The following is a 14,617-nucleotide window of genomic DNA, read 5'->3' as shown; positions in this document are numbered from 1 at the left end:
TCAGCTCTTTATTCGGCTCGCGCCCGCACGTGGATAGCCGCAAAAGGCTCATTCTGGACCAGCTCGACCAACGATTCCTTGACCAGTTCGAGGATCGCCATAAAGGTCACCACGACTCCCAGGCGCCCTTCTTCAGCGGTGAACAGTTCGACAAAGGGCACAAAACCACCGCCTTTCAGACGTTCAAGCACATCGCTCATGCGTTCGCGCGTCGACAGCGCCTCGCGACTGACCTGATGGCTTTCAAACATGTCGCCACGGCGCAGGACCTCGGCCATGGACATCAATAGCTCTTCCAGACTCACGTCCGGCAACAGCTTGCGCGCCCGTGCCTGCGGGGCATCCAGCTTGGGGACCACCACATCACGACCGACCCGGCTCAAGCCATCAATGCCTTCGGCGGCGGCCTTGAAGCGTTCGTACTCTTGCAGACGGCGGATCAGCTCGGCACGCGGGTCGTCCTCTTCGGCCTCCACCGTCTCCGAGCGCGGCAACAGCATGCGCGACTTGATCTCGGCGAGCATGGCCGCCATCACCAGGTATTCGGCGGCCAGTTCCAGGCGCACCGACTGCATCAGCTCGACATAGCCCATGTATTGGCGGGTGATTTCCGCCACCGGAATATCGAGGATGTTGATGTTCTGCTTGCGGATCAGGTACAGCAGCAAGTCGAGCGGGCCTTCGAAGGCTTCAAGAAAGACTTCCAAGGCGTCCGGCGGGATGTACAGGTCCAGCGGCATTTCCATGACCGCCTGGCCATACACCATGGCGAACGGCAGTTCCTGCTGGGCGCCCGCCTGGGGGTCAACGGTTTCCACGACTGACATTCAGGCCTCGACCATGAACGGCGCCGGGTCGCCACAGCCCACGCGGACCACTTCGGGCTCGCCGTCGGCCAGGTTGATCACGGTGGAGGCCTTGTTGCCGCCGTAGCCGCCGTCGATGATCAGGTCGACATGTTTTTCCAGCAAACGGCGCATCTCGTAGGGGTCATACAAGGGCTCTTCTTCACCCGGCAGGATCAGCGACACACTCATCAATGGCTCGCCCAGCTCAGCCAACAGCGCCAGGGCAATCGGATGCTCCGGCACCCGCAGGCCGATGGTGCGTTTTTTCGGGTGCAGCAACAGGCGCGGCACTTCGCGGGTGGCGTTGAGGATAAAGGTGTAGGGCCCCGGCGTGTGTGCCTTGAGCAGGCGGAAAGTGCCGGTGTCGACCTTGGCGAACAGCCCCAGTTGGGACAGGTCGCTGCAGATCAGTGCAAAGTTGTGGTTCTTGTCCAGATCCCGCAGGCGTCTGACCCGCTCGACCGCACTTTTGTCACCGATCTGGCAACCGATGGCGTAGGACGAGTCCGTGGGGTAGATCACCACACCGCCGGCGCGAATGATCTCCACGGCCTGTTTTATCAGGCGCGCTTGCGGGTTTTCCGGATGAATCTGGAAGAATTGGCTCACGTGTTCTACCTGTTCAGACGGTGGCAGTAATGGGGTCATGCTTGAATCGCCCCCACAGGAGCGGCAGGTCTTCCGGGACTTGGCGATACTCGCCGATCTCGGACCAGCCGCCTGGGCCATGAAAATCACTGCCGGCGCTGACCAGCAGACCAAATTCGCGGGCAAGGATCGCCAGGCTGCCGACTTGTTCGGCGGGCTGATGCCCATTGACCACTTCGATTGCGTGGCCACCCGCTCCAATATAGTCGCCAATCAGCTTGCGGCGCTTGCTGCGGGTGAAATCGTAATGCCAGGGGTGCGCCAGGCTGACCCAGGCACCGGAGGCGCGCAATGTCTCGACGGTGTCTTCCAGGGTCGGCCAATGCAGCTTCACATCGCCCAGCTTGCCGGCGCCCAGCCATTTGCGGAAGGCCTCGGCACGGTCTTTGACAAACCCTTCACGCACCATCCAGTCGGCAAAATGCGGCCGGGCCGGCGCGTTGCCGCTGTCACCCAGCTCCTGCTGGATGGCGCGGGCACCGTCGAGGGCATTGGGCATGCCTTTGAGGCTGAGTTTGCGGCTTATTTCTTCGGACCGCAGCCAGCGGCCGTCGTGCAATTGGGCGATGGCTTTCACCAATGGCGGGGCTGCCTGGTCGAAACCGTAGCCCAGCACATGAATAGTGGCGCCGCCCCAGGTGCAGGACAATTCCACACCGTTGACCAGTTGCATGCCCAGGGCATGAGCAGCTGCGCGGGCTTCATCCAGCCCCTCGAGGGTGTCGTGGTCGGTCAACGACAAGACTCGCACGCCTTTTTCAAACGCTCGCGCAACCAGTGCCGCGGGCGCCAGGGCGCCGTCGGAGGCTGTGCTGTGGCAGTGCAAATCAACATTCACGGGACTGTGTAACCTCAAGTCAGCTGGCGCTTTCGCTACCAAGGATGTTTGTTATTATGCCGCCACATCCAGCTTCTGGCTCTTACTGTGAAACAATTCATCGACTTCATCCCGCTGTTGCTGTTTTTCATCGTTTACAAACTCGACCCCAGGGTCATCGATCTAGCGGGCCACGAGCTGACCGTCGGAGGCATCTACAGCGCCACTGCCGTGCTGATCATCAGCTCCGTGGTGGTCTACGGCGCGATCTTCATTTCCCAGCGCAAACTGGAAAAAAGCCAATGGCTGACCCTGGTCGCCTGCCTGGTCTTCGGCAGCCTGACCCTGGCCTTCCACAGCGAAACCTTCCTCAAGTGGAAAGCCCCGGCGGTGAACTGGCTGTTCGCCCTGGCGTTCATCGGCAGCCACTACGTCGGCGACCGCCTGTTGATCAAGCGGATCATGGGCCATGCACTGACCCTGCCGGAGCCGGTCTGGACACGCCTGAACGTGGCCTGGATCGTGTTTTTCCTGTTCTGCGGCGCCGCCAACCTGTTCGTGGCCTTTACCTTCCAGGACTATTGGGTGGACTTCAAGGTGTTCGGCAGCCTGGCCATGACCGTGCTGTTCCTGGTCGGCCAGGGTATCTACCTGTCCCGTCACCTGCATGACACCGACCCTACCACGCCGAAAACCGAGGACTGACATGCTCTACGCAATCATTGCCACCGACGTCGCCAACTCCCTGGAAAAACGCCTGAGTGTGCGCCCAGCCCACGTGGAGCGCCTGCATGTGCTGCAAGCCGAAGGCCGCCTGGTGCTGGCAGGCCCGCACCCTGCGGTCGACAGCAACGACCCGGGCGCGGCCGGCTTCATTGGCAGCCTGATCGTCGCCGAGTTTGCGTCCCTGGCCGATGCCCAGGCGTGGGCGAAGGCCGATCCGTATGTCGCGGCCGGCGTCTACGCCGATGTGCTGATCAAGCCGTTCAAGCAAGTCCTGCCGTAATGCAAAGAGCGTCGAACCTAATCGGTTCGGCGTACTCCTAATGGCTCATTATTCCCGGTAACCTGCCGACAACGTTCTGAATATTCGTGTGGAATCAGGAGTTCCGATGCGCTTACGTCAGTTGTGTCTGTTGGCAGTGTTAACGATCGGGGCTACGGCCCACGCTGAAGAAACCTCGAGCACCGGCAGTTCCACGCCCCTGTCCTTGAGTGCCGGCAGCCAGATCACCGAGTTGCAGCAACGCTTGCAAGAAAGCGAACGACAACGGGAAGAACTGAGCAAACAACTGCAAAGCGCGGATGCCGCCCGCGAAAGCGCCCAACTGAATCGCTTGCGCCAGGAGAACCAACGCCTGGCCCAGCAACTCAAAGAAACACAGGGTGGCGCCTTGACGCGCTGGCTGACCGAACAACAACAGTGGTTCGTCACGGGTGCGGCCGTCGCGCTGATCGCCTTGCTGTGCGGGATCTTCGCCAGCGGTGGGCACCGTCGCCGTCGACAATGGCTAAATTGAGTAAGTCATGAGCGAGCTGTTACTGATAGATGATGACCAGGAGCTCTGTGAGCTGCTGAGCAGTTGGCTGAGCCAGGAAGGCTTTCACGTACGCGCCTGCCACGATGGCTTGAGCGCCCGCAAAGCCTTGGCCGACGCCGCCCCGGCGGCGGTGGTGCTTGACGTGATGCTGCCCGACGGCAGCGGCCTGGAATTGCTCAAGCAATTGCGCACCGACCATCCGGAGCTACCGGTACTGATGCTTTCGGCCCGTGGCGAACCGCTGGACCGTATCCTCGGCCTGGAACTGGGCGCCGACGATTACCTGGCCAAACCCTGCGACCCTCGGGAACTCACCGCCCGCCTGCGCGCCGTGCTGCGCCGCAGCCACCCTGCGGCCGTATCCACGCAGATGGAACTGGGTGACCTGTGCTTCAGCCCGGTGCGCGGCGTGGTCAGCATCGATGAACAGGAATTCTCTCTCACCGTCTCCGAAAGCCGTCTGCTGGAAGCCTTGCTGCGCCAGCCCGGCGAACCGCTGGACAAGCAGGAACTGGCGCAGATCGCACTGGGCCGCAAGCTGACGCTCTACGACCGCAGCCTGGATATGCACGTCAGCAACCTGCGCAAGAAGATCGGCCCGCACCCGGACGGTCGGCCACGGATCGTGGCACTGCGTAGCCGCGGTTATTATTACAGCCTTTAAGGCAGTTCTAAGTGGCAAGCTGCAAGCGGCAAGTGAAAAGCGCTGACTTGCCGCTTGCAGCTGACAACTTGCAGCTGCGCCTCTCCCTTACCAAACCTTTACCCTCTCCTGACGGCGCCTGACCTTGATCTCCTTAATCTACCCACATCCGGACTCACCGGAATAGAGACAGGAGAATCACCATGCGCAAGACCCTTATCGCTCTGATGTTCGCCGCTGCCCTGCCGACCGTTGCCATGGCCGCCATGCCGGAAGGCCCAGGCCCAGGCCCGATGGGCGGCCCTGAAGGTCATATGATGGGTGGCCCGGGCCACGGCGGTGAACACGGTCCCCGCGGCAGAGGCGGCCCATTCCGCGAGCTGGACCTGAGCAAGGAACAACGCCAGCAAATCGGTAAGTTGATGGGTGAGCAATGGCACGCTCGCAAAGACTTGGTCAAAAAGTACCTGGACAAACTCCCGGCCGCCGACCAGAAAGCCATGCAGGATGAAATCGAGGCGGGCAAGCTGAAAACCCAGGCCGACATCCGCGCCGTGCTGAAACCCGATCAGCAGAAGAAATTCGACGAGATCGTCAAGAAACAAGCCGAGCGCCGTGCCGAATGGAAGGAATTCCAAGCCTGGAAAGCCCAACAGCCGCAAAAAGCGCAATAATGCTCTAGCTTTACTTCCCCAGCCCAGCGGCGCACCCGCTGGGCTTTTCCTGTTTGAGGGTTTCCTGTGCGCTCATTGTTCTGGCGGATCCTGGCAAGTTTCTGGCTGGCCATCGCCTTGGTTGCCGGGTTATCGATCCTGCTTGGGCACATGCTTAATCAAGATGCCTGGATTCTCAGCCGCCACCCCGGCCTCAACAATCTGGCGCAGGAATGGACCCAGCTCTATGAGGCCCAGGGCGAAGACGCCGCGCAGGACTTGCTGCAGCAGCGCAAACGCCAGTACCACATCGATGTGCAAGTGCTGAACGAAAGCGGCGATCCGGTGGTGCGCGGCACCTTCCCGCGCCGCGCCGCCGCTTTCGAAGCCAGACAGAACGACAGCAAGGACGGCCACCTGCCGTGGCGGCGCCTGACCGCCGAGTACACCAGCGAAAAAACCGGTGACACTTACCTGCTGATCTACCGCATCCCCCACCCGGAACTGGACGCCTGGCATCGGGGCAGCCTGATGTGGCCGCTGAGCGCCTTGGCGATTGCCCTGGTGGTGCTGACCCTGTTCAGCCTGCTGGTGACGTTGTCCATCACCCGCCCGCTCAGCCGTCTGCGCGGGGCTGTGCACGATCTTGGCCAGACCACCTACCAGCAGAACAGCCTGGCGAAACTGGCCAACCGCCGCGATGAGTTCGGCGTACTGGCCAACGACTTCAACCGCATGGGCGCACGCCTGCAAAGCCTGATCGGCAGCCAACGCCAGTTGCTGCGCGATGTGTCCCACGAACTGCGTTCACCGTTGGCCCGCCTGCGCATCGCCCTGGCCCTGGCCGAACGCGCCAGCCCCGAAGAGCGCGAGCGCCTGTGGCCGCGCCTGACCCGCGAATGCGACCGCCTGGAAGCACTGATCAGCGAAATCCTGGTGCTTGCCCGCGTCGATGCCGACAACGCGAGTGCCGAAGAAATGGACCTGGTCCCGCTGCTCAAAACCCTGCAAAAGGACGCCCAGCTCGGTGCACCGGAGCAGGTAGTCGCGCTGAACGCCGACGCCGACCTGCACCTCAAAGGCTGGCCGACCATGATCGAACGGGCGGTGGATAACCTGTTGCGCAATGCCCAACGCTTCAACCCACCGGGGCAGCCTATCGAGTTGCAAGCCCAACGCCAGGGTGAGCGCATTCTGATCAGCGTGCGTGACCATGGCCCCGGCGTCGAAGCCGAGCACCTGAGCCAGCTGGGCGAACCGTTTTACCGCGCCCCCGGCCAGACCGCCCAGGGCCACGGTCTTGGCCTGGCCATTGCGCGCCGCGCCGCCGAACGCCATGGCGGCAGCCTGCTCCTGAGCAACCATCCCGACGGCGGTTTTATCGCCAGTATCGACCTGCCGTTGCAACCTGGGGTTGTCACGCCGGTGTGATGATCTTCTATAGTGGCCCTTCTCTTACGGAGGGCCTTTGATGATTGACTTGCTGACACCCATCCAAGCCGCACTCGATTTACCGCCGACCCCACTGGCCAGAACCTCGGCCGGTGCCCTGCCCTCGACCTTCGCCGTCACCGAACTGGCCGTTGCCAGCATCGGCGCCGCCGGCCAGGCCGTCGCGCAACTGGTCCAGCAACAGACCGGGCGCTTGCCTGCGGTCACGGTGGACCAGCGTCTGGCGTCCTTCTGGTTCTCGTCGTCGATTCGCCCGGTTGGCTGGCAGGTACCGCCGCTGTGGGACCCGGTAGCCGGTGACTATGCCAGTGCCGATGGCTGGATTCGTTTACACACCAACGCACCCCATCACCGCGCGGCCGCCGAAAGCATACTGGGCAAAGTCACCGACCGAACCGACATGGCCGGCAAAGTGGCAACCTGGAACGCCGCAGACCTGGAGCAGGCGATCGTCGATGCGGGCGGTTGCGCCGCGCAGATGCGTAGCTGGCAGGCCTGGCAAACCCATCCCCAAGGGTTGGCGGTGAATGCCGAGGCGTTGGTACAGCGACGTACCTTCGACACGGTGACTGAACAACCCTGGCTCGGCTCCGTCGCGCGCCCACTGGCGGGGATCAAGGTGCTGGACCTCACCCGGGTTTTGGCCGGCCCCGTGGCCAGCCGCTTCCTGGCTGGCCTCGGCGCCGATGTGCTGCGTATCGATTCACCCAGCTGGAACGAACCCGGCGTGGTGCCGGAGATGACCCTGGGCAAACGCTGCGCCCGTCTGGACCTGAAAAGCGCCGAAGGCCGGCAGATCTTCGAGACGCTGCTCAAAGACGCGGACATCCTGTTCCACGGCTATCGCGCCGACGCCCTGGAGCACCTGGGCTACAACGCCGAGGAACTGCAACGACTCGCCCCCGGCCTGATCGACGCGAGTCTCAACGCTTACGGCTGGAGCGGGCCGTGGCGCAATCGGCGGGGTTTCGACAGCCTGGTGCAGATGAGCAGCGGGATTGCCGAAGCCGGCATGGCCTGGCAACAGGCGGACAAACCGGTGCCGCTACCGGTACAGGCGCTGGATCATGCTACCGGGTATCTGCTGGCGGCCGGTGCGATTCAAGCCTTGAGTGAGCGCTTGAAAACCGGGCGTGGCGGTTCGGCGCGGTTGTCATTGGCCCGCACGGCGAAGTTGCTGGTGGACGCCGGGCAAGTGCCCGCGCAACCGGCGCTACGCGCTGAAGGGCCGGATGATCAAGGCTTGGTGGTGGAACCGACGGCCTGGGGCCCGGCGCACCGGTTGCTGGCGCCGTTGAGCATCAGCGGGACGCCATTGCAGTGGGAGTTGCCGGCTGGGGAACTGGGTTCGCATCGACCGCAGTGGTGACCTTAAGACTGCTATCGGGAGCAAGCCCCCTCCCACACTCGACTGCATTGCAAATCAAGTGTGGGAAGGGGCTTGCTCCCGATGAGGCCAGTACTGCCACAATCAATCCCCCCGGTTCAGCGACGTCCACAAATGCTGCGCCGCATAGGCCCTCAAAGGCCGCCATGCCTCGGCTCGGGCCAGCAATTGTCGCGCCGAAACCGGCCCGCCCTCTAACGCTGCCAACGCATTGATCAAGCCGACATCGCCGGAGGCAAACGCATCCGGCTCGCGCATCTGACGCATGGCGATGTAGTGCGCGGTCCAGTCGCCGATGCCCGGCAAGGCCACCAACCGCGCCACGCCTTCCTTGAGAGTGGCCTTGGGCTCGAATACTTGCGGATCGTCCAGCCACGCCTGGGCCACTCCCGACAAGGTCCGTCCCCGCGCCTTGGGCATGCCCAGGCTCGCCAGGTCCGCTGCGGCGAGGACCTGGGCCGTGGGGAACGCATGGGTGATGCCCGGGTGCGGTGTTTGCAGCGGCTGCCCATAGTGCGCCACCAACTTGCCTGCCAGGCGGATAGCCGCAACCACTGTGATCTGCTGCCCCAGCACCGCGCGAATCGCCAGCTCCAGCCCATCCCAAGTGCCTGGAACCCGAAGCCCCGGGCGAGCGGCGACCAATGCGGCCATCAGCGGATCGGCAGCCAATTGCGCGCCGATCAACTCGGGCTGGGCATCCAGATCAAACATCGCCCTCAAGCGTCGCTCGATCTCGGGCAGGGCCTGCGCGTCGGGAAACGCCACCTCAACCTCGAGCCAATCGCCCGACCCCGGCGCCACACAGATCCAACCCAACCGCCCATTCACACTGATGCTGCGCCGATACACGCCGTCGACCAGGGTTTCCAGGCCGGTAATTGCACGCATCGTCAGAAAATCCACCATCGCCGCCCAATCATAGGGCGGCTGATACACCAGTCTCACAACGACAACACCCCGCGGTACAAGCCATACGCCGCCAGGCCTGCGCCGGCGATCACGCCGCTGAAAATGCCTTTTTCCATCAGCGTGAACAAGGGGCGGCCCTGTTCGCGCTTGGCCTGGGCGAACAGAATCACCCCCGGTGCGTAAAGCAGTGCTGACAACAACAGGTATTTCAGGCCCGCGGCGTAGAGCAGCCAGAGGGCATAACCGAGGGCGATCAGCCCGACCAGTAAATCCTGCCGGCGTCGGCGCTGGGCGCCTTCATAGGTTTCGCCGCGCCCACTCAGCAACACGGCATAGGCCGCCGACCAGAGATAGGGCACCAGAATCATCGAAGACGCGAGGTAAATCAGGGTGGTGTAGGTGCTTTGGGAAAACAGCGTCACCACCAGAAAAGCCTGGATCATCACGTTGGTCAGCCACAAGGCGTTGACCGGCACCTGGTTGGCGTTTTCCTTTTTCAGGAAGGCCGGCATGGTCTTGTCCTGCGCCGTGGAGTAGAGGATCTCGGCGCAGAGCAACGCCCACGAGAGCAAGGCTCCCAGCAATGACACCGCCAGGCCGAGGCTGATCAGCATCGCGCCCCACGGGCCAACGATATGTTCCAGCACGCCGGCCAGGGACGGGTTTTGCAATTGTGCCAACTCCGGCCGGCTCATGATGCCCAGGGACAACACATTCACCAGCACCAACAGCGCCAGCACGCCAAGAAAGCCGATCACCGTGGCGCGCCCCACATCCACGCGTTTCTCGGCCCGCGCCGAATACACGCTGGCCCCCTCGATGCCGATAAACACAAACACGGTGACCAGCATCATGTGGCGCACCTGGTCGACCACGCTGCCGATCTTCGGGTTGCCCAGGCCCCAGATATCCCGGGTGAAGATATCCGCCTTGAACGCCACGGCGGCGATCACGATAAACATCAGCAGCGGCACGATCTTCGCCACGGTAGTGATCTGGTTGATGAACGCCGCCTCCTTGATCCCGCGCAGTACCAGAAAATGCACCGCCCACAGCAACAGCGACGCACAGCCGATGGCGACCGGCGTATTCCCCTGGCCGAACACCGGAAAAAAGTAGCCGAGGGTGCTGAACAGCAAGACGAAGTAGCCGACGTTGCCCATCCAGGCACTGATCCAATAGCCCCACGCCGATGAGAAGCCCATGTAGTCGCCAAACCCGGCCTTGGCATAGGCATACACTCCGGAATCCAGCTCGGGCTTGCGATTGGCCAGGGTCTGGAACACGAACGCGAGGGTCAGCATGCCGACGGCGGTGATGGCCCAACCAATCAATACGGCACCCACCTCGGCGCGGGCAGCCATGTTTTGCGGCAGAGAAAAGATCCCGCCGCCAATCATCGATCCCACCACCAAGGCAATCAGGGCACTGAGTCGCAGTTTCTGCGGCGATTGGGACATGAACACTCCTGATGAACAACAACTTGAGCTGAAAACTGTGCACTTCGCTCATTGACTCGGCGAGCGCAACGTTTATTAGAAACCGCGATAAAACTTACTTACTCATAACGTAGCGGCATTTCAACTAATCCGATTCGGGTTTATTTAGAATTTAAATACTGCAATCTATGGCCTATCGCCATCTTTCTGTCAAAAGTTTGCACAATCGAGAATACAGACTAGTTTAAAACATCCATACCGCTGCCCACTGATTAAGCACAAAGAAGAGAGCGCTCTAGAAAGCGTTTCTCCGAGGATTTTCATCGCCCGCGAATCGCCACCCTAAGTCATTAATTCACAATGGAATGTGCCAATGAAGTGATCTGAGTCAGCTGTTTGATTAGCGCACAGAATTATTCTGTGGTCTCTCTTCTCCTGCATTGGAGTCATGCAATGTCTGAAACTCCCGGAAAACTTAGGCTGGGTGCACTGGTTGCACTTGTCGTGGGTTCGATGATTGGCGGCGGGATCTTTTCTTTGCCGCAAAACATGGCCGCCAGCGCCGACGTCGGCGCCGTATTGATTGGCTGGTTCATCACCGCCATCGGCATGCTGACCCTCGCATTTGTGTTTCAGACCCTGGCCAATCGCAAGCCCGACCTCGACGGCGGGGTGTATGCCTACGCCAAAGCCGGGTTCGGCGACTACATGGGCTTCTCATCGGCGTGGGGCTATTGGATCAGCGCCTGGCTGGGCAACGTTGGCTACTTCGTCTTGCTGTTCAGTACCCTCGGTTACTTCTTCCCGATCTTCGGCGAGGGCAACACGCCGGCGGCCGTGATCGGCGCCTCGGTGCTGCTGTGGGCCGTGCATTTCCTGGTGCTGCGTGGCATCAAGGAAGCGGCGTTCATCAACCTGGTGACTACCGTCGCCAAGGTGGTGCCGCTGCTGCTGTTCGTGTTGATCGCCCTGTTCGCGTTCAAGCTGGAGATCTTCACCGCTGACATCTGGGGCGTGAAAAACCCCGACCTGGGCAGCGTGGCGAACCAGGTGCGCAACATGATGCTGGTCACCGTGTGGGTGTTCATCGGCATCGAAGGCGCGAGCATCTTCTCGTCCCGTGCGCAAAAGCGCAGTGACGTGGGCAAGGCCACCGTGATCGGCTTTATCACCGTGCTGCTGTTCTTGATGCTGGTGAACGTGCTGTCCCTGGGGATCATGACCCAGCCGGAACTGGCCAAGCTGCAGAACCCGTCGATGGCCGCCGTGCTGGAACATGTGGTGGGCCACTGGGGCGCGATACTGATCAGCGTCGGCTTGATCATCTCGCTGCTGGGAGCATTGCTGTCGTGGGTGCTGCTGTGTGCGGAGATCATGTTCGCCGCGGCCAAGGACCACACCATGCCGGAGTTTTTGCGCCGCGAAAACGCCAACCACGTGCCGGTCAACGCGCTGTGGTTGACCAACGCGATGGTGCAGCTGTTCCTGGTGATCACGCTGTTTTCCGCCAGCACCTACCTGTCGCTGATCTACCTCGCCACCTCGATGATCCTGGTGCCTTACCTGTGGTCGGCGGCCTACGCCCTGTTGCTGGCGGTACGCGGCGAGACCTACGAAAACGCCCTGCGCGAACGCAGGAAAGACCTGTGCATCGGCGCCATCGCCCTGATCTACGCGATCTGGCTGCTCTACGCCGGCGGCACCAAATATCTGTTGCTCTCCGCCCTGCTCTACGCCCCCGGCGCGATCCTGTTCGCCAAGGCCAAGCATGAACTGGGCAAACCGATTTTCACCAACGTCGAGAAGCTGATTTTCGCCGCTGTGGTCATAGGCGCCCTGCTGGCGGCCTACGGCCTCTACGACGGCTTCCTGACCCTATAGCGCTTTATCCAAAAGAAGTGTTTCTACTGGAGGATCTGTAATGACCACCGAAAAAGTGAAGTACGGCGTACATTCCGAAGCCGGCAAACTGCGCAAAGTCATGGTGTGCTCCCCAGGCTTGGCCCACCAGCGGCTGACCCCCAACAACTGCGATGAACTGCTGTTTGATGACGTACTGTGGGTCGCCCAGGCCAAGCGCGACCATTTTGATTTCGTCACCAAAATGCGCGAGCGGGACGTTGATGTGCTGGAAATGCACAACCTGCTCACCGATATCGTCGCGATCCCTGAAGCCCTGGATTGGATCCTGGAACGCAAGATCACCGCCAATACCGTGGGCCTGGGCCTGGTCGATGAAGTCGGCTCGTGGCTGCGCAGCCTTGAGCCGCGCAAGATCAGCGAATTCCTGATTGGCGGAGTGTCGGCCGATGACCTGCCGAGCAGCTTCGGTGGCAGGACCCTCGAGATGTTCCGCGACTTCCTCGGGCATTCGAGCTTCATCCTGCCGCCGCTGCCCAACACCCAGTTCACCCGCGACACCACCTGCTGGATCTACGGCGGTGTGACGCTGAACCCCATGTACTGGCCGGCGCGACGCCAAGAGACGCTGCTGACCACCGCCATCTACAAATTCCACCCTGAATTCACCAACGCGGACTTCCAGATCTGGTACGGCGACCCCGACCAGGAGCACGGTGCCTCCACCCTGGAAGGCGGCGACGTGATGCCTATCGGCAACGGCGTGGTGTTGATCGGCATGGGCGAGCGTTCGTCCCACCAGGCGATCGGCCAACTGGCGCGCAACCTGTTCAAGAACAAGGCGGTGGAGAAAGTGATCGTTGCCGGCCTGCCGAAATCCCGTGCGGCGATGCACCTGGACACCGTGTTCAGCTTCTGCGACCGCGACCTGGTCACCATCTTCCCCGAAGTGGTCAACCAGATCGTGCCCTTCACCCTGCGCCCTGACGAGAGCAAGCCCCACGGTATCGATATTCACCGGGAGAAAACCAACTTCCTCGACACCGTCGCCGCCGCCCTTGGCCTCAAGGCCCTGCGCGTGGTGGAAACCGGTGGCAACAGCTTCGCCGCCGAACGCGAGCAGTGGGACGACGGCAACAACGTCGTCGCCCTGGAGCCGGGCGTCGTGATCGGCTACGACCGCAACACCTCCACCAACACCCTGCTGCGCAAGGCCGGTGTGGAAGTCATCACCATCAGCGCCGGTGAACTGGGCCGTGGCCGTGGCGGCGGCCACTGCATGACCTGCCCGATCATCCGCGACCCTATCGACTACTAAACGACCATCTTCCCGGCGGCGTCCACCCGAAGCCGACCGGGCCGATTACCGAATCCAAGGAGAATCATCATGGCGTTCAACATCCACAACCGTAACCTGCTCAGCCTGGAACACCACACCCCGCGCGAGCTGCGCTACCTGCTGGACCTGTCCCGCGACCTCAAGCGCGCCAAGTACACCGGCACCGAACAGCAGCACTTGAAAGGCAACAACATTGCGCTGATCTTCGAAAAAACCTCGACACGCACCCGCTGCGCTTTCGAAGTGGCAGCCTATGACCAGGGCGCCAATGTCACCTACATCGACCCGAACTCCTCGCAGATCGGCCACAAAGAGAGCATGAAGGACACCGCCCGCGTGCTCGGGCGCATGTACGACGCCATTGAATACCGCGGTTTCAAGCAGGAAATCGTCGAGGAGCTGGCCAAGTTCGCCGGCGTGCCGGTGTTCAACGGCCTGACCGATGAATACCACCCCACCCAGATGATCGCTGACGTGCTGACCATGCGTGAACACGCTGACAAGCCCATCCACGAGATCAGCTACACCTACCTGGGTGACGCACGCAACAACATGGGCAATTCGCTGTTGCTGGTGGGCGCCAAGCTGGGCATGGACGTACGCATCTGCGCGCCCAAGGCTCTGTGGCCTCACGACGACCTGGTGGGCCGCTGCAAGCAATACGCGCAAGAAAGCGGCGCACGCATCACCCTCACCGATGACCCGAAAGCTGCGGTCAAAGGCGTGGACTTCATCCACACCGACGTATGGGTATCCATGGGCGAGCCCGTGGAAGCCTGGGCAGAGCGTATCGAGCAATTGCTGCCGTACCAGGTCAACAGCGAATTGATGAAAGCCACCGGCAACCCGCGCACCAAGTTCATGCACTGCCTGCCGGCGTTCCATAACAGCGATACCAAGGTCGGCAAGCAGATCGCCGAGCAGTACCCGCACCTGGCCAACGGCATTGAAGTGACCGATGACGTGTTCGAATCGCCAGCCTGCATCGCCTTCGAACAGGCGGAGAACCGCATGCACACCATCAAGGCGATCCTGGTCTCGACCCTGGCTGATTTGTAAACCATTGAAGGAACACGGA

Annotated in this window: 15 protein-coding genes; 10 read left to right on the top strand and 5 right to left on the bottom strand. The window is 61.7% G+C overall.

The genetic code is table 11. From position 1 onward, the window contains the following. Positions 1 to 8: 8 nt before the first annotated feature. From ACQRBV_RS13785 to ACQRBV_RS13775, 3 genes are all read right to left on the bottom strand, one after another. Positions 9 to 707: a segregation and condensation protein A gene (locus tag ACQRBV_RS13785; protein WP_174554055.1), complete on the bottom strand. Its 699-nt coding sequence runs from the start codon at positions 705 to 707 to the stop codon at positions 9 to 11. Between the two features lie 120 nt (positions 708 to 827). Next, positions 828 to 1,457, bottom strand: coding sequence for an L-threonylcarbamoyladenylate synthase (locus tag ACQRBV_RS13780; RefSeq protein WP_060754154.1), 630 nt, complete (start codon positions 1,455 to 1,457; stop codon positions 828 to 830). Positions 1,458 to 1,470: 13 nt separating this feature from the next. After that, the gene (locus tag ACQRBV_RS13775) at positions 1,471 to 2,334 is read right to left on the bottom strand and encodes a PHP domain-containing protein (protein ID WP_060754155.1); all 864 of its coding nucleotides are present in this window, start codon (positions 2,332 to 2,334) and stop codon (positions 1,471 to 1,473) included. Between the two features lie 87 nt (positions 2,335 to 2,421). Between ACQRBV_RS13775 and ACQRBV_RS13770 the strand changes: the two genes are divergently transcribed. The 7 genes from ACQRBV_RS13770 (at position 2,422) to ACQRBV_RS13740 (ending at position 7,971) form a co-directional block, all read left to right on the top strand. Then, a complete protein-coding gene (locus ACQRBV_RS13770) occupies positions 2,422 to 3,018 on the top strand; it encodes a septation protein A (protein WP_411984776.1) in 597 nt (198 codons plus the stop codon). A gap of 1 nt (position 3,019) precedes the next feature. Further along, the gene (locus ACQRBV_RS13765) at positions 3,020 to 3,319 is read left to right on the top strand and encodes a YciI family protein (protein ID WP_060754157.1); all 300 of its coding nucleotides are present in this window, start codon (positions 3,020 to 3,022) and stop codon (positions 3,317 to 3,319) included. Between the two features lie 106 nt (positions 3,320 to 3,425). Continuing rightward, the gene (locus ACQRBV_RS13760) at positions 3,426 to 3,833 is read left to right on the top strand and encodes a hypothetical protein (RefSeq protein WP_060754158.1); all 408 of its coding nucleotides are present in this window, start codon (positions 3,426 to 3,428) and stop codon (positions 3,831 to 3,833) included. 7 nt (positions 3,834 to 3,840) lie between these two features. Continuing rightward, positions 3,841 to 4,518, top strand: coding sequence for a response regulator transcription factor (locus tag ACQRBV_RS13755; protein WP_090368910.1), 678 nt, complete (start codon positions 3,841 to 3,843; stop codon positions 4,516 to 4,518). Between the two features lie 182 nt (positions 4,519 to 4,700). Further along, positions 4,701 to 5,171 carry an LTXXQ domain protein gene (locus tag ACQRBV_RS13750; RefSeq protein WP_060754160.1) on the top strand — a complete coding sequence of 157 codons (471 nt, stop codon included), beginning with the start codon at positions 4,701 to 4,703 and terminating at the stop codon, positions 5,169 to 5,171. Positions 5,172 to 5,237: 66 nt separating this feature from the next. After that, the gene (locus ACQRBV_RS13745; RefSeq protein ID WP_244385174.1) at positions 5,238 to 6,581 is read left to right on the top strand and encodes a sensor histidine kinase; all 1,344 of its coding nucleotides are present in this window, start codon (positions 5,238 to 5,240) and stop codon (positions 6,579 to 6,581) included. A gap of 40 nt (positions 6,582 to 6,621) precedes the next feature. Then, complete coding sequence (locus ACQRBV_RS13740; RefSeq protein WP_411984777.1) at positions 6,622 to 7,971, top strand: CoA transferase; 1,350 nt, start codon at positions 6,622 to 6,624, stop codon at positions 7,969 to 7,971. A gap of 102 nt (positions 7,972 to 8,073) precedes the next feature. On the opposite strand, the gene ACQRBV_RS13735 is transcribed toward ACQRBV_RS13740, so the two are convergent. Both ACQRBV_RS13735 and arcD (ACQRBV_RS13730) read right to left on the bottom strand, forming a co-directional pair. Next, complete coding sequence (locus ACQRBV_RS13735) at positions 8,074 to 8,937, bottom strand: DNA-3-methyladenine glycosylase family protein (protein ID WP_411984778.1); 864 nt, start codon at positions 8,935 to 8,937, stop codon at positions 8,074 to 8,076. Beyond that, entirely contained in the window at positions 8,934 to 10,361 is a 1,428-nt protein-coding gene (arcD, locus tag ACQRBV_RS13730; RefSeq protein ID WP_090368899.1) for an arginine-ornithine antiporter, read from the bottom strand. The genes ACQRBV_RS13735 and arcD (ACQRBV_RS13730) overlap by 4 nt, the downstream gene beginning before the upstream one ends. A 432-nt stretch (positions 10,362 to 10,793) precedes the next feature. Between arcD (ACQRBV_RS13730) and arcD (ACQRBV_RS13725) the strand changes: the two genes are divergently transcribed. From arcD (ACQRBV_RS13725) to ACQRBV_RS13715, 3 genes are all read left to right on the top strand, one after another. Next, positions 10,794 to 12,221, top strand: coding sequence for an arginine-ornithine antiporter (gene arcD / locus ACQRBV_RS13725; protein WP_060754165.1), 1,428 nt, complete (start codon positions 10,794 to 10,796; stop codon positions 12,219 to 12,221). 40 nt (positions 12,222 to 12,261) lie between these two features. Continuing rightward, on the top strand, positions 12,262 to 13,518 hold the full coding sequence (gene arcA / locus ACQRBV_RS13720; protein ID WP_060754166.1) for an arginine deiminase: 1,257 nt from the start codon (positions 12,262 to 12,264) through the stop codon (positions 13,516 to 13,518). A gap of 69 nt (positions 13,519 to 13,587) precedes the next feature. Then, the gene (locus ACQRBV_RS13715) at positions 13,588 to 14,598 is read left to right on the top strand and encodes an ornithine carbamoyltransferase (protein WP_411984779.1); all 1,011 of its coding nucleotides are present in this window, start codon (positions 13,588 to 13,590) and stop codon (positions 14,596 to 14,598) included. The last annotated feature ends 19 nt before the right edge of the window (positions 14,599 to 14,617 follow it).

The sequence above is a fragment of the Pseudomonas sp. R11F genome, assembly GCF_050312575.1.
Classification (GTDB): domain Bacteria; phylum Pseudomonadota; class Gammaproteobacteria; order Pseudomonadales; family Pseudomonadaceae; genus Aquipseudomonas; species Aquipseudomonas palleroniana.
The sequence above is the reverse complement of the archived record's forward strand: the minus strand, read 5'-3'. Positions and strand labels throughout refer to the sequence as shown.

Bases quoted from the DNA above. Each gene is read 5' to 3' on its own strand.
- ACQRBV_RS13715 (WP_411984779.1), top strand. From the start codon at position 13,588: ATGGCGTTCAACATCCACAACCGTAACCTGCTCAGCCTGGAACACCAC.
- ACQRBV_RS13740 (WP_411984777.1), top strand. From the start codon at position 6,622: ATGATTGACTTGCTGACACCCATCCAAGCCGCACTCGATTTACCGCCG.
- ACQRBV_RS13750 (WP_060754160.1), top strand. From the start codon at position 4,701: ATGCGCAAGACCCTTATCGCTCTGATGTTCGCCGCTGCCCTGCCGACC.
- ACQRBV_RS13765 (WP_060754157.1), top strand. From the start codon at position 3,020: ATGCTCTACGCAATCATTGCCACCGACGTCGCCAACTCCCTGGAAAAA.
- arcD (WP_090368899.1), bottom strand. From the start codon at position 10,361: ATGTCCCAATCGCCGCAGAAACTGCGACTCAGTGCCCTGATTGCCTTG.
- arcD (WP_060754165.1), top strand. From the start codon at position 10,794: ATGTCTGAAACTCCCGGAAAACTTAGGCTGGGTGCACTGGTTGCACTT.
- ACQRBV_RS13760 (WP_060754158.1), top strand. From the start codon at position 3,426: ATGCGCTTACGTCAGTTGTGTCTGTTGGCAGTGTTAACGATCGGGGCT.
- ACQRBV_RS13755 (WP_090368910.1), top strand. From the start codon at position 3,841: ATGAGCGAGCTGTTACTGATAGATGATGACCAGGAGCTCTGTGAGCTG.
- arcA (WP_060754166.1), top strand. From the start codon at position 12,262: ATGACCACCGAAAAAGTGAAGTACGGCGTACATTCCGAAGCCGGCAAA.